Annotated in this window: 9 protein-coding genes; 3 read left to right on the top strand and 6 right to left on the bottom strand. The window is 35.0% G+C overall.

Annotation, left to right across the window (positions count from 1 at the left end; translation table 11 throughout):
• The first annotated feature begins 60 nt into the window (after nucleotides 1–60).
• On the top strand, nucleotides 61–1134 hold the full coding sequence (locus SJY43_RS09905; RefSeq protein ID WP_396600576.1) for a substrate-binding domain-containing protein: 1074 nt from the start codon (nucleotides 61–63) through the stop codon (nucleotides 1132–1134).
• A gap of 6 nt (nucleotides 1135–1140) precedes the next feature.
• Here the strand turns inward: SJY43_RS09905 and SJY43_RS09900 are convergent, their stop codons facing one another.
• From SJY43_RS09900 to SJY43_RS09875, 6 genes are all read right to left on the bottom strand, one after another.
• Entirely contained in the window at nucleotides 1141–1953 is an 813-nt protein-coding gene (locus SJY43_RS09900) for a hypothetical protein (protein WP_396600575.1), read from the bottom strand.
• Nucleotides 1954–1983: 30 nt separating this feature from the next.
• Entirely contained in the window at nucleotides 1984–2337 is a 354-nt protein-coding gene (locus SJY43_RS09895; RefSeq protein ID WP_396600574.1) for a hypothetical protein, read from the bottom strand.
• A 213-nt stretch (nucleotides 2338–2550) separates the two neighbouring features.
• Complete coding sequence (locus SJY43_RS09890; protein ID WP_396600573.1) at nucleotides 2551–2682, bottom strand: hypothetical protein; 132 nt, start codon at nucleotides 2680–2682, stop codon at nucleotides 2551–2553.
• A complete protein-coding gene (locus SJY43_RS09885) occupies nucleotides 2666–3238 on the bottom strand; it encodes an enolase C-terminal domain-like protein (RefSeq protein ID WP_396600572.1) in 573 nt (190 codons plus the stop codon). The genes SJY43_RS09890 and SJY43_RS09885 overlap by 17 nt, the downstream gene beginning before the upstream one ends.
• A 15-nt stretch (nucleotides 3239–3253) precedes the next feature.
• Nucleotides 3254–3766, bottom strand: a complete 513-nt coding sequence (locus SJY43_RS09880; protein WP_396600571.1) for a hypothetical protein — start codon at nucleotides 3764–3766, stop codon at nucleotides 3254–3256.
• Nucleotides 3767–3999: 233 nt separating this feature from the next.
• On the bottom strand, nucleotides 4000–4941 hold the full coding sequence (locus SJY43_RS09875) for a polysaccharide lyase family 7 protein (protein ID WP_396600570.1): 942 nt from the start codon (nucleotides 4939–4941) through the stop codon (nucleotides 4000–4002).
• A gap of 493 nt (nucleotides 4942–5434) precedes the next feature.
• On the opposite strand from SJY43_RS09875, the gene SJY43_RS09870 reads away from it, so the two are divergent.
• The gene (locus tag SJY43_RS09870) at nucleotides 5435–12934 is read left to right on the top strand and encodes a M14 family zinc carboxypeptidase (RefSeq protein WP_396600569.1); all 7500 of its coding nucleotides are present in this window, start codon (nucleotides 5435–5437) and stop codon (nucleotides 12932–12934) included.
• 287 nt (nucleotides 12935–13221) lie between these two features.
• Nucleotides 13222–21084 (top strand): choice-of-anchor D domain-containing protein, encoded by a 7863-nt coding sequence (locus SJY43_RS09865; protein ID WP_396600568.1) that lies wholly within the window; start codon nucleotides 13222–13224, stop codon nucleotides 21082–21084.
• Nucleotides 21085–21134: the final 50 nt, after the last annotated feature.

Genomic DNA, 21134 nt, shown 5'->3' with positions numbered 1-21134 from the left:
ACAAATCAATCTTCAATTTACAGGCTTAAAAATGAATTTAGCGAGATTAAAATAAAGCATATGATTACAATTAAGGATATTGCAAAAGAAGCCAATGTCTCGGAAGGTACCGTTGATAGAGTATTACATAACCGTGGAGGTGTCTCTAAAAAAACAGAAGCTCGAATTAAAAAGATTCTTGATTTTCATAATTTTAGCGTGAACCCAGTTGCTAGTGCGCTAGCAATGAAAAACAAACATTCTATTGCAGCGTTAATTCCAGAACATAATGCATCTGATTTATTTTGGAAATCTCCTTTTTTAGGTATTTTAAAAGGCGCAGAAGATGTTAAAAGTTTTGGAGTACAAGTTTCTAATTTCACTTTTAATCAATACGACCCAAATTCTTATTTTAATACTTTCAACACCTTATTAGAAACGAATCCATCTGCAGTTATCATGGTACCCAATTTCTCAGAGGAGACCAAACAGATTGTTAACAAATTAGAATCTTTAAATATTCCTTATCTCTTTTTAAATATTGATATTGAAGGCTTTAACAACACAGCATTTGTAGGTCAAGATTCTTATATGGCTGGATATATTGCTGGTAAACTGATGAATTTGAGTATACCAAAGCCTTCTACTTTTTTAATTATTCAAGCCAGGCATAACATTACTAAAAACAATGCCATCTCCAATAGAATAAAAGGTTTTAATGATTATCTCACAAAAAATAAAATCAATTCTAAAACCCTAACATTAAAAATTGAAAACCTAAATAACTCTGAGAAAACAAAAGAAAAAATAAATTCATATTTAAAACAACACCCAGAAATTGAAGGTGTTTTTGTGCCATCAAGTAGAATTTATATTGTTGTTGAATGTCTTCAAAACACCTACTTAAAAAACCTTGAACTGATAGGTTTTGATAATACGCCTCAAAATATTGAATGTTTAATAAACGATTCCGTTTCTTTTTTAATCTCCCAAAAACCGTTTGATCAAGGCTACGAGTCTATTCGCCTCCTTACAGAATATTTAATAAAAAATACAATAACAGATAAAAAGCTCTACTTACCTATTGATATTCTTACTAAGGAAAATGTAAAATATAATGAGCGAAATGAATTTACACAAATGGATGATGTTTAGATTTAATTAGTCTAATAACTTCTTAACTTTCTGATTAATCTTAGAATATTCGGTAGACTCGATAAATCCAATTGAAAAGGTTTGTACTGTGGTTAAATGCTTGGTTGTCTTTTCTTTATTTTGTCTTCCAAACCCTAATACAGTCATGTCTGGCCTGCAAACGTAATTATCTGGCAAACTATCATTTTCATGATGCAGTAGATATAATATACGAGGTGAATTTATATCTCCAAATGCCATCCATTCTGGTGCTGGTAAATCTCCAAAAAAAGATTCTTTTATTGGGTGTTTAACTTTATCAATAGAAGCATACCAGAAATCTGTACTATCTATTTTTCCACCGGGCACACCTTCATATTGCACCCAATATTTATAGCCTGGACTTATTTTTGTCATTGTAAAATCACATCGCTCTGGATAAAAATCCCATTGGCCTTGCCATTTTCCATTTTCAGAATTAAAAATTATCTGCACATGATTATCTGATTCCATTTTCACTTCTGAACTAGAAAGGTTCGTTTTGGCATTCATAGCATGAAAGTAACTTCCATCTTGTTTGTGAATAGCATTTGGAAATCCTCTATACTCACCCTTATGTGCAGAACCTTCTTTATTATGAAACCCTATCCAATCTATACCATCCTTATCAATCATGCTAGACAATCCACCACCTTCTTTTTCTAAATAATAAGTAGCCGAAGATGTTGAAATGATATATGCAGAACCTCCACCTGCAGATTCATCTGTACCTTCTGTTAACTCTACTTTCTTATTATTACATGAACCAAGCAATAATAGAAAAACAAATAATAGCATCAATTTTTTCAAATACATCATTAGATTCTTAAACTATGTTGAAGAGGTTTTGTTTTTCGCACTACGTGTCAACAAATAACCAATACAAAAAATGATAAGAGCGCAAACTAAAAAGATTATTCTTCCCCAAATTGGATTAGGGATAAAAGCCATGAGTAAAATACCCATGCTCATAACCATTACCATATTACCTAATTTTCGTCTTTGTTGACGATCTACATCATCTTGAAGATTATCCGCAATAACTGGTGTTTCTAAATCCTCAAAAAAGCGATTAGTTTCAAGTTTGTTTGTGTCTTTTTCTTCATTATAAAACAATGAAGTTGCCCAGAAAAAACCTCCAGTAATAAACACATGCCCAGCTATAGTTAGCAAAATATTTTTCAAGATAACATATTTTCAAATTCACCTAGATTGAGTCTTAAACATAAATTTATTTGAAATTACATTTAAATTAAACTCCTTAATTATTTAGTTTTCCTTAATATTATTAATTAACGTTAGCAAAACTGAAGTAGGCTTTTAATTACAATAAAAAGCCATTAAAAATTAAAATTATTTAAATAATTTTAATTATAATAAGTCTTTCAAAATATACATTTACCAACTCCATAACGTACCATCGTCCAACCTAGTAACTGGCAGATAAGATCTTTTGTAAGGGTATTTGAGAGCAGCTTCTTCATTAAAATCGACCCCTATATCAGGACTATCATCAATATATATCCCCATCCTTTAATGTAGCATTAAAATTGAATACCTCATTTAATTCTGGAGTTCCAAAGCTAATAGATTCTTGAACTCCGAAGCTAGGTGCCCAAAGATCTAGATGCATATGAGCCATAAAACAAATAGGTGAAAGATCTGGAGCACCGTGGGGAGCCATTCGTACATGATACAATGAAGCAAAATCTGCTAATTTTTTCATTGGCGTTATTCCTCCTCCATGCGTTGCAGAGGTTCTAACAAAATCAATATATTGGTTTTCAATTAAAGATTTTGCATCCCATATGGTATTGAACTTTTCGCCTAATGCCAATGGTGTAGTTGTATGATTTCTAATTGTTTTATAGCCTTTGGGGTTCTCATAGGTAACGGCATCTTCTAAAAACTTTAAGCGATACGGTTCTAAGGTTTTTCCTAACTGTGCTGCTTCAATAGGCGTTAATCTACTATGAACATCGTGGCATAACTCAATATCATAACCAAATTTTTCTCTTGCTCTTTTAAATAATTCTGGAATGAAGTTTAAATACTTTGTAGTAGACCAACCATGTTCTGGTGGCAATGGTCTATTGACTTGTTATTCATAATAATTCTTTTTATCACCTAAAGTACCATAAGTTCCTTTTGAACCTGGAATGGTACATTGTAATCTAACCGTTTTATAACCGTTATTAATAGCAGTTTCTAAATTATTTAGTACATCTTCAATAGTTTCTCTATTAACATGTGCATATACAGAAACTGCTTTTCTACTTTTTCCTCCTAATAATTGATATACTGGCAATCCTGAAACTTTAGCCTTGATATCCCAAAGCGCAACATCAATAGCTCCAATTGCTGCCATTCTAACAGCACTATTTTGCCAATAGGCACCTTTATATGAATATTGCCAAATATCTTCTATTTGATGCGCATCTTTACCAATTAAACAGGGTATTACGTGGTCTTCCAAATAAGAAACAACAGCTAATTCCCTACCATTTAAGGTTGCATCTCCAACCCCATAAAAACCTTCTTCGGTAGTAATTTTAACGGTAACGAAATTACGACCAGGACAACAAACAAAAACTTTTATATCTGTTATTTTCATAGCACACTTTAAATAATTATTATATAATTAAAACATATTTTTCAATTTCACCAAACATCAATTATTCAAATATTATTTTGCCAAAATCAAAATAATTACCAAAATAAACTTTACTACTCTTTATTTGGTAATGTTCCTTCTCCTACTGTGGCTTCCTTAAACCAAACTTCTGCATAACATCCATTTGCATATTGCTTCGCTATATCTCCATTATAGGTTTCCGACCCTGTATGCTAAACTATATTATCTTTTGGATCTTTGCCATTAGTTTGATTATATGCCCCTTGTTTAAAATATTGTATTTCTCCCGCATAGGCATTTTCTCGTTCTACTCCATCACGACCTATAGAAGCATATAAAGTCCATATTTGCTCTGGAATATCTTCTTTTTTTGAGAAATCTGATTTCAATAAATTTTTAGTAAAAATCTTAGTTTCATGATCTTTACTTTTAAATGTTACATACATAATGCCTTGATAAACATTAATTTCATAACTAAATTCCTCGCCCAATTTAATACCATCTTGAGGTTCTGAAGGAAATTGATTTGGGCTTTCACCAACAACAGACATGTCATACCCCCAAACAGCTTTTGAATAGTCCCATCTTTTTGAATTATCACCCATTGTGTTAATTTCATAATTCCAGAAAACTGAACCTTTTGTATGACCTGGAAATTTTTTATAAAATATTTTGATAGGCTCATTTTCATGCCCTTCACCACTATGAATTTGCCCAACCACTACAGAATAAGAAGCTGCAACTCTTGCATCACCAGATGTAGAAACATGTTGTACTTTTAGTGTACCCGTTAATTTACCCCCAGTTTCGGGTATCCAATGCTTTGTTTGTCCTAATTCTGTTCTTGTGTTACTAGATGTTCTTGATGTAATTCCTGAATTTGGTGTTTTATACACTACCCAATTAATATTATTTTCATTTTCAACGTAGAAAAAATCTTTGTGCTCAACACCAACTAAGTTTTTCATGCTTTTCCCGTCTCCACAAAGAATTTTCCATTCATCCATAAATGGAATAACATCACTAGGGTATAGCTTAGTTTTAGCATTACCGTTTATAGGCTTCTTTACAGTATCTACACAACTAAAAAATGATAGTAAGAAACCAATAAATAAAAGTTTAAGTGGTAACAATTTAAAAATCTCTGTATTCATTTTAATAATTTTCTATTGTGCTCACATTAAGCAAAGCTTTCAACTTATAAAAACTAACTATTTATATCTATTTTGCAAATCTGGTAAACCAAATTAACGCACCTAATATAACTGTATTTAATTATTAATAAAATTAAATAAACATTTTATAAAAAATTTGAATCGGACAAAACAAATTTTCTAAATAAAATTGCTCTAAAAGTTAATGTAAATTAACTTATTTATTTAGTCTAGGGTTACTTAAAACAACTTGATTTACCCGATAATAAACTACCGAATTCACCAAAGTTTATTTATAAAAAATAGAATTATCGCATGTATTAACTGAAAATTGATTTTTTTAAAAAAAATTCTACCAAACTATAAATCAAGCATTTAAAAAAAGAGGGATTGTTAAAAAGTGTATTTCATCGATATTTTTTGCGTTTCATGGAGTTTTTATGATTATTATTATATATTAGCCGCATAAAACTTAACCAAAACCCTAAATCTAATGAAAAAAATTACTCTTTTAAGTGTAATATTCATATTATTAGCACAACTTACCTTCTCCCAAAACCTTATTGGGAAAAGAATTAAAATCAACAACCCAACAAGAGATCAACTAATAAAAGTTAAGGAAATCGGAATTGATTTAGCCTGTGGTGCAATATTCTCTAACAATAACCTATTCTTAGAACTAGGTGAAAGTGATTTAAATGCTTTGCAAGAACAAGGTATTACTTATACCGTAATTATCGAGGATTTAATGGCCGATGCAAAAAGACGTTCTGAAACGGAACTACCTCTTGCCATATCACAATTGGAAGCTAAGAAAGCTCTTGGGAAGGTTAAAAAGTCTTTAAGCACTAAATCTACCGCGGTCAACAACTATATTCAATACGAAGGTTGTACCGAAGAAGATTGGGCCGTCCCTACCAATTTTAATTTAGGTAGTATGTTAGGATGTTTAACATATAGTGAGATGTTAGCTGAACTGGACCAAATGCGTGCTCTATACCCTAATTTAATTTCTGTAAAAACAGATGCATCTCCAGGAACTGTAACACATGGAAACTCCTATACAAATGGAGGAGCCTATAATACTTGGGCTGGTCAACCCATATATTATGTAAGAATATCTGACAACCCAGACGTTGATGAAACTAACGAACCAGAATCTTTGTATTCGGGAATGACACATTCTAGAGAAGTTTCAAGTATGATGAATTTAATATACTATATGTGGTATATTTTAGAAAACTATAATTCAGATGCTGGTATTAAAAATTTGGTGGATAACCATGAAATGTATTTTATTCCTGTAGCTAACCCTGATGGATTAATGTGGAATGAAGAAACTTCTCCGAATGGCAATGGGATGCAACGTAAAAATTTAGGCCCATACAATACAGGAAACAACCAGGAAAGAGGTGTTGATTTAAATAGAAATTATGATTATTTTTGGGGAAGTCATACTATTTATGCTAACGGAACTACAGGATCATCTGGCACACAAAGCAGCAATGTTTATAGAGGACCTTCTGCTTTTTCCGAACCAGAAACTCAAATTGTAAGAGATTTTTCAGCTACCAGACAGTTCAAAACTGCCATGAATCACCATGCTAGTTCAAACTTAATTCCGCATGCCTATAATGGCTACCCAGGATCAAGCGGTTCTGGTAGAGAAGCAGAATATCATAAATTTTGTCATGATATGACTCGTTTTAATAGATATATTTATGGAGAAGCCCCAGACATTTTAACTATTGCAAATGGAGACATGAGTGATTGGATGCTTGGTGGCGCAACTGATTTAAACGGATCTAATGGTTCTGGCCAAGGTATTTTAGCCTTAGCTCCAGAGAATGGATCTTGGGTAAGTTCCGACAATGAAGGTGGTTTTTGGCCTAGTGCAACAAAAATTGTTGAAATTGCACAACGCGCTGTAAGAATGAATTTAGTAAATGCTTATCATAGTGGGAAATTTGCTCAGTTTCATGATTTAAATACTAGTAATATTTCTTCAACTTCTGGAAACTTAGAGTTTGGATTAGAATATTTAGGTCAAACTTTAGGTGATATCACATTAAATGTAACTCCGGTATCTGCAAATATAACTTCTATTACACCACCTGCAACTCAAACTGGCTGGAGTAAATTAGAACAACGTACTGTTACTGCTGCATATACTTTAAATCCTAGCATACAAACTAATGACGAAATAGAATTTCAGATTACACTAACTAACGATGATGGCTATGTAATGTACAGAGCTAACATTATAAAACTTTATAACCCTACAATTCTTTTTTCTGACAATCCAGATACAGACAACTTAACAAATTGGACTGCCTCAGGAGGTACTTGGGGAACAACTACGGATGCTTATTCTGGTACAAAAGCTATTACTGACTCTCCTTCTGGAGCTTATTCAAATAATCAATCTAAAACATTAACATTAAATACTATTGCTAACCTATCATCATCATCAGCAACTGTTGTTCAATTTTTTGCAAAATGGGATTTAGAACGAAATTTTGATTATGTCCAAATTGAAGGGTCTACAGATGGATCAACGTGGCTTCCACTTTGCGGAAAATATAGTAAACCTGGTTCTAGCCTATCAACGAATAGATATAGCAGTACTTATAGCTCAAATACAGGAACAGGAAAAGCTACTTCAGATCAAAACAACCAACCAACAGGAGAGTCTCTTTACGATGCTGACACTATGGATAAATGGGTGATGGAAGAAATATTAATTGATGGTACTGAAAACAGCTTTTTATTTGGCGCTTCTAACGCACGTTTTCGTTTTGTTTTTGATTCTGACAAGAGCAATCGTGCGGACGGATATCCAACTACTTTTGATGGATTTGTATTTGACGATTTTAAAATAATTAATATTGAAATTCCATGCGAGCTTTCAGTACCTGCAAATGTTGTTATTTCTAGTATTACTCCGACTAGTGCTTCTGTAAGCTGGGACAATATTCCTTCAGCAACATACGACTTAAGATACAAAGAAACTAGTTCTGGAACATGGATTGATGTTTTAGATTTAACAAGCTCAAATTATGATATTACTGGCCTTACAGCTTCAACAGATTATGAAGTTCAGGTTAGAAGCAAATGTGATGCTAGTAATTCTGCTTATTCAGCTTCTACTAATTTTTCAACATTAGCAGTTAGTTATTGTACATCTGAAGGAAACAATGCTGGTGCAACAGATGAGTATATAAGTCGTGTTCAAATAAAAGCAATAGACAATTTACCTTCCGGATCAGGAAATGATCAATATTCATATTATACGGCACAAACTGCAGACGTAACCATTGGAGAAGAAGTAACAATTACAATCACGCCAACTTGGTCTGGAACAGTATATAGTGAAGGCTACTCAGTATGGATAGATTACAATGGTAATGGTGACTTTGATGATACTGATGAACAAGTTTGGACTCAAGCAGCAACTCAAGATACTTCCGTTTCTGGAAATTTCACCATTCCTACTGCTGCAAATACTGGATTAACAAGAATGCGGGTTTCAATGAAATATAATGGACTTCCAACGTCTTGCGAATCATTTCAATATGGAGAAGTAGAAGATTATAACATAAATATTCTTTCATCTTGTACACCTCCAGCCGAACCTTCCACAGAATGTTGGGAAACAGCTACACTTAACACTACAACCTGTTTATGGGATGTAACAGGTACACAACCTGCAGAACCATCTACAGCGTGTTATGAAACGGCAACGTTTAATGATACAACATGTTCTTGGGATGTAACAGGAACTCAACCTGCAGAACCTTCTACAGCATGTTATGAAACAGCAACGTTTAATGATACGACATGTTCATGGGATGTTACAGGTACACAACCTGCAGAACCATCTACAGCATGTTATGAAACGGCGACGTTTAATACTACAACTTGTTCATGGGAAGTTACAGGAACTCAGCCTGCGGAACCATCTACGGAATGTTATGAAACGGCGACGTTTAATGATACAACATGTTCTTGGGATGTAACAGGAACTCAGCCTGCAGAACCATCTACGGAATGTTATGAAACAGCAACGTTTAATGATACAACATGTTCATGGGATGTTACAGGTACACAACCTGCGGAACCATCTACAGCATGTTATGAAACAGCGACGTTTAATACTACAACTTGTTCATGGGATGTAACGGGAACTCAACCTGCAGAACCATCTACAGCATGTTATGAAACAGCAACGTTCAATACTACAACTTGTTCATGGGATGTAACAGGTACACAACCTGCAGAACCATCTACGGAATGTTATGAAACGGCAACGTTTAATGATACAACATGTTCATGGGATGTAACGGGTACACAACCTGCAGAACCATCTACAGCATGTTATGAAACGGCGACATTTAATGATACCACTTGTTCATGGGATGTAACAGGTACACAACCCGCAGAACCTTCTACGGCATGTTATGAAACAGCTACGTTTAATACTACAACTTGTTCATGGGATGTAACAGGTACACAACCTGCAGAACCTTCTACAGCATGTTATGAAACAGCAACGTTCAATACTACAACTTGTTCATGGGATGCAACAGGAACTCAACCTGCAGAACCATCTACAGCATGTTATGAAACGGCAACGTTTAATGATACAACATGTTCATGGGATGTAACAGGAACTCAACCTGCCGAACCATCTACAGCATGTTATGAAACGGCGACATTTAATGATACCACTTGTTCATGGGATGTAACAGGTACACAACCCGCAGAACCTTCTACGGCATGTTATGAAACAGCTACGTTTAATGATACAACATGTTCTTGGGATGTTACAGGTACACAACCTGCAGAACCATCTACAGCATGTTATGAAACAGCAACGTTTAATACTACAACTTGTTCTTGGGATGTTACAGGTACACAACCTGCAGAACCATCTACAGCATGTTATGAAACGGCAACGTTTAATACTACAACTTGTTCTTGGGATGTAACGGGTACACAACCTGCAGAACCTTCTACGGAATGTTATGAAACAGCTACATTCAATGATACCACTTGTTCATGGGATGTTACAGGTACACAACCTGCAGAACCATCTACGGCATGTTATGAAACAGCAACGTTTAATGATACCACTTGTTCATGGGATGTAACAGGAACTCAACCTGCGGAACCTTCTACGGAATGTTATGAAACAGCAACGTTCAATGATACGACATGTTCATGGGATGTAACAGGAACTCAACCTGCAGAACCATCTACGGAATGTTATGAAACGGCAACGTTTAATACAACAACTTGTTCATGGGAAGTTACAGGTACACAACCCGCGGAACCATCAACAGCATGTTATGAAACAGCTACGTTTAATACTACAACTTGTTCATGGGATGTAACAGGTACACAACCTGCAGAACCATCAACAGCATGTTATGAAACGGCGACGTTTAATACTACAACTTGTTCTTGGGATGTTACAGGTACACAACCTGCAGAACCATCTACAGCGTGTTATGAAACGGCAACGTTTAATACTACAACTTGTTCATGGGATGTAACAGGTACACAACCTGCAGAACCATCTACAGCATGTTATGAAACAGCGACGTTTAATACAACAACTTGTTCATGGGATATAACAGGTACGCAACCTGCAGAACCTTCTACGGAATGTTACGAAACAGCTACGTTTAATAATACAACTTGTTCTTGGGATGTAACGGGTACACAACCTGCAGAACCATCAACAGCATGTTATGAAACAGCTACGTTTAATGACAGCACTTGTTCATGGGATGTAACAGGAACTCAACCTGCAGAACCATCAACAGCATGTTATGAAACAGCTACGTTTAATACTACAACTTGTTCATGGGATGTAACAGGTACACAACCTGCAGAACCATCTACGGCATGTTATGAAACAGCAACGTTTAATGATACCACTTGTTCATGGGATGTAACAGGAACTCAACCTGCGGAACCTTCTACGGAATGTTATGAAACAGCAACGTTCAATGATACAACATGTTCATGGGATGTAACAGGAACTCAACCTGCAGAACCATCTACGGAATGTTATGAAACGGCAACGTTTAATACAACAACTTGTTCATGGGAAGTTACAGGTACACAACCCGCGGAACCATCAACAGCATGTTATGAAACAGCTACGTTTAATACTACAACTTGTTCATGGGATGTAACAGGTACACAACCTGCAGAACCATCAACAGCATGTTATGAAACGGCGACGTTTAATGATACAACATGTTCATGGGATGTAACGGGTACACAACCTGCAGAACCTTCTACGGAATGTTATGAAACAGCTACATTCAATGATACCACTTGTTCATGGGATGTTACAGGTACACAACCTTTAGAACCTTCTACAGCATGTTATGAAACAGCAACGTTTAATGATACCACTTGTTCTTGGGATGTAACAGGAACTCAACCTGCAGAACCATCTACGGAATGTTATGAAACGGCAACGTTTAATGATACAACATGTTCATGGGATGTAACAGGAACTCGACCTGCAGAACCATCTACGGAATGTTATGAAACAGCAACGTTCAATACTACAACTTGTTCATGGGATGTAACAGGTACACAACCTGCAGAACCATCTACGGAATGTTATGAAACGGCAACGTTTAATGATACCACTTGTTCATGGGATGTAACGGGTACACAACCTGCGGAACCATCTACGGAATGTTATGAAACAGCTACGTTTAATACTACAACTTGTTCATGGGAGGTAACAGGTACACAACCTGCAGAACCATCTACAGCATGTTATGAAACAGCGACGTTTAATGACAGCACTTGTTCATGGGATGTTACAGGAACACAACCTGCAGAACCAGCAACAGCATGTTATGAAACAGCAACGTTCAATGATACAACTTGTTCTTGGGATGTTACAGGTACACAACCTGCAGAACCATCTACAGCATGTTATGAAACAGCGACGTTTAATGTTACCACTTGTTCATGGGATGTTACTGGTACACAACCTGTAGAACCTTCTACAGCATGTTATGAAACAGCCACGTTTAATGATACCACTTGTTCTTGGGATGTTACGGGTACACAACCTGCGGAACCTTCTACAGCATGTTATGAAACGGCGACGTTTAATGATACAACATGTTCATGGGATGTAACGGGTACACAACCTGCGGAACCATCAACAGCATGTTATGAAACGGCGACGTTCAATGATACCACTTGTTCATGGGATGTTACAGGAACTCAACCTGCAGAACCATCTACAGCATGTTACGTAACGGCAACGTTTAATGATACAACATGTTCATGGGATGTAACGGGTACACAACCTGCGGAACCTTCTACGGAATGTTATGAAACAGCAACGTTTAATGATACAACATGTTCATGGGATGTAACGGGTACACAACCTGCGGAACCTTCTACGGAATGTTATGAAACAGCAACGTTTAATGATACAACATGTTCATGGGACGTAACAAATAACGGCACAGGTGCAACCTACTATAGAGATTCTGATAATGATGGGTTTGGAAACCCAGACATCTCAGTAGTTGATTGTACAACTCCTTTTGGATATGTAATAGACAACTCAGATTGTGATGATACCAATAACACTATTTATCCTGGAGCTCCAGAAATAGTTAATGACGGTATTGATCAAGATTGCAATGGTTCTGATTTAACAACATTAAATACAGATAACATCGATCTTGAAGAAATAATTGTTACACCAAATCCATTCAACAATAATGTCAATATAAAAGTGCCTTTAAACTTTAATAATAGTGAATTTAGTATTAGGGTATTTGATCTGAATGGAAGGCTTGTGATTGACAGAAAATATTCTAGTATGAATAGTCAAATAAATGTAAGTGATTTAGATAAGTTAGATCAAGCATTGTACTTATTCAAAATAGAAAATATAAAAACTGGAATAACAACCTATAAAAGATTAATAAAAGATTAACCTTAATGAACATGTAAAACTTAGAGCTGAATTATAATAAATTCAGCTCTTTTTGTTCAAAAAATTCTTCTAAAGAAAATAAAACAATAGTATTGAAAAATAGACAAAACCCAATCATATCATAAATTGCTTAAAATCAGGTTTTTACATATTTTAAGTGCATTTCATCGATTATTTTTACACTAAATCAGTATTACACGTGTATTTCGTCGTGTTTTTTTGCATTTCACGGAGTTCAAAGTTATATTTGGAACTTAAATGTTATCCCAAACCAAAATTAACCTATTATGAAAATAATTAATTTTTCATTAAAATACCTTTTACTAACTATTACCATAATCATTTCCTCATTCGCATTTTCGCAAACAGCGATATATGCTGAAAGTTTCGACTCTGGAACTGGAGGTTGGACAGACACTTCAACTGGAGCTTCTGGCGGTGATTGGGTACAAGGTACTGATGCTGATTTAGCCGGAGGTGCTACAGGCAGCTATTTTTATTCTCAACAATATGGTGGCGGTGGAAGATATAGGAATGACACCTATATTACAGCTACAAGTCCAGCAGTTGATTTAACAGGATATAATACTATCACATTAGATTTAGATGTATGGTACGATGTTGAAACTGGTTGGGATGGTATGAAAATGGAATACTCCTTAAACAATGGAACATCTTGGAGTGATTTAGGCACGGTAGCTAATACAAACTGGTATAATGAAACAAGCATTGATGCCTTTAATACAACTGAAGATGGATGGTCTGCGACAAATAGCGGTTGGGTAAGTAGAGATATAAACTTAAGTACTGAAGATATAGGGTTTGAAAGTGCAACTCAAGCAAGGATTAGAGTTATTTTTGCATCTGATGGAAGTGTTAATGATAAAGGTGTTGGTTTTGATGAAATTTTAATTCAAGGTTATCCAACAGCTTCTGGTCCAGAAATAAACATTCAAGGAAACGGAACCGATATTTCAGATGGAGACACAACCCCTATTATTGGTGATGATACAGATTTTGGGAATGTTGACGTAGCTGCTGGAACCAACCTAAATACATTTACTATACAAAATACAGGGACAGCTGCCTTAAATTTAACTGGAGGATCTCCGTATGTTACAATTACTGGTGCTCATGCAGGAGATTTTACATTAACTGCAAACCCTACAGCTTCAATAGCTGCTTCTGGCAGTACAACATTTACAATAACTTTTAATCCTAGCGCAGTAGGTTTAAGAACTGCTTCGGTTAGTATTGCTAACGATGATACTACGGGTAGTGAAGACCCGTATACTTTTGATATTTGGGGCACAGGTATTTCAGCTATATATTTTGAAGATTTCTCATCTGGCCCTGGTGGCTGGACAACAACTACTACAGGAGGCGGAACTGGAGCGTGGATTAACGGTACTAATGCAGCTCATACTGCAGGAGCAACAGGAGATTATTTTTATACTGAAAGATATACAACTGAATATAATAGTAACACTTTTATAATAGTTACTAGTCCTACAATAAGCACAGTCGGTTACACAGACATAACCTTTGATTTTGATGCTTGGTATAATACGGAAAATGCATATGATGGAATGCAAGTTGAATACTCACTTAACAATGGTACAACTTGGGCAGATTTAGGTGTTGTTGGAGGCAATTGGTATAATGATACCGATGTCGATGGTATTGCAAACAATGCTGATGGTTGGTCTGGAAATAGTGGAGGTTGGATTGCCAGAGATATGGATCTGAGCGCTTTTAATGCAGGTTTTGACGGAAACGCACAAGTCCAGTTTAGGTTTATATTCGGATCTGATGGGTCAGTTACTGATATTGGAGCTGCTTTTGATCAAGTACTAATTCAAGGAATCGCATCTACGCCATTTCCTGAAATAAATATTGTTGGTAATGGCAATAACATTAATGCTGGAGATATAACTCCTGTAATTACTGATGATACTGAGTTTGGCTCTATTGCTAATGCTACAACTTTAGATCATACATTTACTATTCAAAATACAGGTACTGGAACTTTAAGTTTAACTGGTGCCCCAGATGTAGCGATTAGCGGTAATGCTGCTTTTACAATCTTAACACAACCTAGTGCTAGTAGTATTGCTAGCGGTGGTAGCGATCTTACTTTTGTGGTTCGCTTTGCTCCTACTGTAGATGTTACAAATGTACAAGCTATTATTTCTATAGCTAATGATGATACTACTGGTAGTGAGGATCCATATACTTTTGTAGTGCAAGGTTCTTCTTTTACACCTCAACCTGAAATTAATATTACTGGTAATGGTAATAACATTGCAACTGGAGATATAACTCCGGTTGTAACTGATGATACTGAATTTGGTGCTATTGCAAATGCAACAACTTTAGATCATACATTCACTATTCAAAATATTGGTACTGCAACTTTAAACTTAACTGGTGCTCCTGATGTAGCTATTAGCGGTAATGCTGCTTTTACAATTTTAACGCAACCTAGTGCCAGCAGTATTGCTAGTAGTGGTGGTGATCTTACTTTTGTGGTTCGCTTTGCTCCTACAGTTGATGTTACAAATGTTCAAGCAACTATTTCCATCGCTAATGATGATACCACTGGTAGTGAAGACCCATATACTTTTGTAGTGCAAGGTTCTTCTTTTACGCCTGCTCCAGAAATAAATATAACTGGTAATGGTAATAACATTACATCTGGAGATATAACTCCTGTTGTTACTGATGATAGAGAGTTTGGTTCAGTAGCTATTGCTACATCTTTAGATCATACATTTACAATTCAAAATATTGGTACTGCAACTTTAAACCTAACTGGAGGTTCGCCTTTGGTAGATATTAGTGGTCATGCAGCTTTTACAATCTTAACGCAACCAAGTGCAAATAGCATAAATAGCAGCAACAGTCTTACTTTTGTAGTAAGGTTTTCACCAACAGCAGTAGTTACTAATGTACAAGCAACTATTTCTATTGATAACAATGATACTAGTGGTAGTGAAGATCCATATACGTTTGTAGTACAAGGTTCTGGGGTAGTTGGAAGTTCCGAAATAGACATTGAGGGTAATGGAACAATTATTACATCGGGAGACACCTCGCCTGCAACAGTAGATGATACAGATTTTGGGAATGTAAACACCCTTGCATCCGCTACACATACATTTACTATAAATAACACCGGAATAATTGCTTTAAATTTAACTGGACTTTTACCATATGTAAATATTTCAGGAACACATGCTGCAGATTTTTCTGTAACTGCTATTCCTTCTAGCTCTATTGCAGCAGGAAATAGTACAACATTTAATATCACTTTTACTCCTGGTGCCGCTGGCTTAAGAACTGCAACCATAAGTATAGCAAATAATGATACTAGTGGTAGTGAAGACCCTTATAATTTTGACATCCGAGGAACTGGTGTTGTAGGCGCATTATCTGCACCTCAACATACCATTTATTATGAGAACTTTGATGAAAACGATGGTGGATGGACAGCTTCTACAGGATCAACAACAAATTGGGCATATGGTACAGGATTAACTGCAGCATCAGAAACAGGAGAAGGAAACTACTGGTATACTGATACATACAATAATTATTCTAACAATGCTTACACAACAGTTGAAAGCCCTATTATTTCAACAATAGGTTATTATAATATGTTATTTAGTGCTGATATTCGCTATAATCTTGATCAAGATGATGATGATGGCATGATTGTAGAATACAGAAAAAGAACATTAGGTATTTGGTCTTCATGGACAATTCTTGGAGCTTCAGGTAGTGGTACTAATTGGTATGATGGTGCCGGAGTTGTTGATGCAATATCTGCTGGTTCAGATGGATGGACTGGAGATACAGCAACGAGTCAAGCCATAGCCAACTATTTTGAAACTGCAAGTATAAGCTTACCAGCTTCATTAGACAATTCAGCAGAAGTTCAAGTAAGATTTGTATTTGCTTCTGATAATGGTGCAACAGATGATGGTGCAGCGGTAGATAATGTTTTAATTTATGCAGACCCTATAATTGCTTTTCCTGACCCTACTATTGGTCCTGGATCAATGAATGCCAATTTAAAACTTTGGCTAAAAGCTACTTCTGAATCCGGAAGTATTGCTGATGGGACAGACATTAGTAATTGGTCTGATAGCGCTTTTAATAATGATGCCGATGGAATTACGGGAAACAGCCCATCTTTTAACGACAATAGTACAGATAATATTAACTACAACCCAGTAATTAGTTTTGACAGGTCTAACTCAGAATATATGAGAGGCAAAGGTGGCTATTTTTCTCACGACTATTTTGTTGTGATAAAATCTAATGGAACTATTGACAATGGAGCCGGTAATAGACAAGTACCTATTGGTGGTAGAGTTGCTAATGAGGCCCCACAAGTTGATGGTACAGGTTTAGGACTAGGAAATATTTCTCGAAGATTTGCTGACGAGGTTGTAGCACATATGTCTAATTCGGTTCCAACTTCACCAACTCCTGCTTCAGATTTACAATATGGTAAAGCAATGACTAGCACATCAGAAAGTTATACTGATGAAGTTATTATTTATAATATAAAAACAAACGCTACAGACAGTTCTACAGAAATCTATAAAAATGGTATTAGAATAGATGATATGGAAGCACAAGCTTATGATACTGGATTACCTGGATTTACTGGGAATTTAAATTTTTCAGAATTTTTAAATCAACAATATTATTTAGGTGTTGGAAGATTCACTTTAAATGGAAATGTTGATGCTTATGTAGATGGAAGAATTACAGAAATTATAAGTTACAATTCTAAAAATTCAGTTTTAGGTCAACAAAAAATTCAATCTTATTTAGCCATTAAAAATGGTGTAACATTACATGCAAGCGGAAGTATAACTGCTGATAGATTAAATGATGTAGATTATATTGACTCTCAAGGAAATGTTATTTGGGATACTTCGGTTAACTCTGGATATAATTATGATATTGCAGGTATTGGTAGAGATGATGATTCTGATTTACTTCAAAAACAATCTGCTAGTGAAAATAAATTTAGCGATGGCACAGGACCAACAAGTGGTTTTTTAACTATTGGTATAAATGATGTTTACGACACAAATAATACGAACATAAATACGAACCCTACAACTTTCAATGACAGAGAATATCTAGTATGGGGTAATAATGGTGTAGATCTAAATTTAGCAGCCACTTCTGTAGCTGTAGATATGAGTTCTGGTATATCTGGATTAACAACTCCTGTTTCATTTACAGCTATGCAACGTATTTGGAAAGTAGTAGAAACTGGAGGAGATATTCCTTCTTGTAAAGTTAAATTACCGCAAAATACTATTAGAAATATTACACCTCCAGGTAGTTTCTTAATGTTTATATCTGATACAGATGTATTCGACCCAACTGCAGACTATCGAGTAATGACTCCAGATGGGAGCGGTAATTTAGAGGCAGATTACAATTTCAATGGAACTAAATTCATCACTTTTGGATACGCTCCTCAAATTATAGTTGAACGCTCAGTTTATTTTGATGGCGCAGTAGATTATATTGATATTGAAGATAATATAGACTTAAATACATCTGCTTTTACAATGTCTGCATGGATAAAAAGAGATGCAGGCGCTATAAACGCATCAATTATTTCAAAAAGAAATGCTGCTAATAGCGAAGGTTACGATTTTAGAATTAATGGTTCAGGGCATTTAGTATTCACCTTAAATGGTGTTGCCTCTACCCTAACCTCATCAGTTGCAATTCCTGAAAGCGAATGGCATCAAGTAGCTGTTATATACAATAGTGGAACTGCCACTTTGTATATTGATGGTGTTGCTGACACAACAGCTTCATCATTACCTGCTCCAGTAGCTACATCACAAAAATTTCTTATTGCTGCTGCAGATGGTTTCGACCCTAATACAACAGATTATTTTGCCGGTAACATAGACGAAGTTAGAGTTTGGGATACGGCTTTATCTGTGAATCAATTAAAATACATAATGAATCAAGAAATCAGTAATGATGCTACCTTAGCTTTAGAATATGGAGATGTAATACCTACTACTATTTCTAAAAATGAAATAAGTACAATTCCTTGGGCTAGTTTAGCTGGTTATTATCCTATGTCTGTTTACACGTATACAAATACTAATGACATGTCTGGAAATAATAATCAAGGGGCATTAAGAAATTTAAATACTGTTGATTACCAAACTGCTCCCCTACCTTACGAAACACAAGCTACTGGTATATGGGATGATGATGCTACTTGGTTAAACAATACAGTACAAACATTACCTAATTCACTATCTATTATTGATGGTACAACACCTATTGATTGGAACATAGTTGAAATAAACCATGATACTTACCTTGGAACTTCCTCAACAGTTTCTGATGTAAGAACTAGAGATTGTTCTGTTCAAGGGCTTATAATTAATAGTGGTGATTTACAAGTTAATGGTAGTACCGCTTCTAATACTGGTATAGGGCTAACAGTTACACATTATTTAAAACTTGATGGCACTATTGACTTAGAAGGAGAATCTCAATTAGTTCAAACTGATCAAAGTGATTTTGATACTGCTAGTTTAGGCACATTAGAACGTGACCAACAAGGATATTCGAATACATATTTATATAATTATTGGTGCTCACCAGTATCTCCTACTAGTAATGCTAATTATACAGTTGCAGATGTAATAACTAATGTTGGTTTCTTAACCTCTGGATATAATGGTTCTACGGCACCTGCAGTTGCAGATTATTGGATTTGGAAATACACTAACAGACCGAGTAATAACTATTCTGAATGGCAACACCTTAGAAGTACAGGATCATTATCCATAGGTGAAGGCTTTACGATGAAAGGCCCTGGTACTGCAACACCAGATCAAAACTATATTATGCAAGGGCAACCTAATAACGGTGATTTTGATTTATCTATTAACGCCGGAAACGACTATTTAGTTGGTAATCCATACCCTTCTGCATTAGATGCTGATCAATTTATACTAGATAACATTCATACTTCAGAAACATCTGACGGAACAAATTATGGAAATAATGATAGAAATGTTATTAATGGTGCCTTATATTTCTGGGATCACTTTGCAATTAATAGTCATAATCTATCTTCATATCAAGGTGGTTATGCTGTTTATACGCTAATGGGAGGAACTCAGGCAATATCTACTGATACTAGAATCAATGCAACTTACGCAACAGGAACTAAAATCCCAGAAAGGTTTATTGCTGTTGGTCAAGGCTTCTTTGTTTCTGCAGATGATGGTAGTGTTACTGGGTTAACTAATCCAATTGTAGATGGCGATCTACATTTTAAAAATAGTCAAAGAGTTTTCCAAAAAGAAATAGTTTCTGGAACTAATAGTGGTTCTACATTCTTTAAAACTGATAAAAAATCAAATAGCACTACAAGTGACGCCATTGATTCAAGAGAAAAAATAAGATTAATGTTTAATTCTCCTGATGGATACCATCGCCAAATACTAACAGGTGTAGATGCAAACGCATCAAATGGTTTTGATTTAGGCTATGATGCTTTTATAATTGAAGATAATGATGAAGATATGTATTGGAATTTAAATGATTCTAAACTAATAATACAAGCAGTTAACAATTTTAATCAAGAGCAGATTATACCTTTTAGTTTAAAAATTGCTAAAGAAGGCATAGCAGAAGTTAGTATTGATAACTTAGAAAATGTGGATAATTATAAAAACATTTACGTTCATGATACTGAATTAAACACCTATCACAACTTGAGAGAAAATGACTTTAGTATTTTATTAACTCCTGGAGAATATAAAGACCGTTTTGAAATTACATTTTCTAGTAATGCTTCTTTAAGTACAGAAGATCAGGAAGGAATAGATTTGCAAGTTTATTTTTCAAATGATAAAGAGAGCCTTATAATAAATAATCCGAAATTAATAAACATTAAAGCTGTAGAAATGCATAATGTATTAAGTCAATCTGTATTCAAAATAAGTGAAGATATAGATGAAAATCTAAATAAAAACTATATTGAATTTAAAATAAAGCAATTAAATGCTGGAGTATATATTATCAATCTAACAACAGAAAACAATACAATTTCCAAAAAGATTTTAGTTGAATAACTAAATGGTATTTAAATAAAACAATATTTACTCCAAATAAAAGACCTCTT

The organism is Algibacter sp. R77976 (assembly GCF_044594645.1).
Classification (GTDB): Bacteria; Bacteroidota; Bacteroidia; order Flavobacteriales; family Flavobacteriaceae; genus Algibacter_B.
This window is presented reverse-complemented; position numbering and strand designations above follow the sequence as displayed.

Bases quoted from the DNA above. Each gene is read 5' to 3' on its own strand.
- SJY43_RS09905 (WP_396600576.1), top strand. From the start codon at position 61: ATGATTACAATTAAGGATATTGCAAAAGAAGCCAATGTCTCGGAAGGT.
- SJY43_RS09890 (WP_396600573.1), bottom strand. From the start codon at position 2,682: ATGGGGATATATATTGATGATAGTCCTGATATAGGGGTCGATTTTAAT.
- SJY43_RS09880 (WP_396600571.1), bottom strand. From the start codon at position 3,766: ATGAAAATAACAGATATAAAAGTTTTTGTTTGTTGTCCTGGTCGTAAT.
- SJY43_RS09875 (WP_396600570.1), bottom strand. From the start codon at position 4,941: ATGAATACAGAGATTTTTAAATTGTTACCACTTAAACTTTTATTTATT.
- SJY43_RS09870 (WP_396600569.1), top strand. From the start codon at position 5,435: ATGAAAAAAATTACTCTTTTAAGTGTAATATTCATATTATTAGCACAA.
- SJY43_RS09865 (WP_396600568.1), top strand. From the start codon at position 13,222: ATGAAAATAATTAATTTTTCATTAAAATACCTTTTACTAACTATTACC.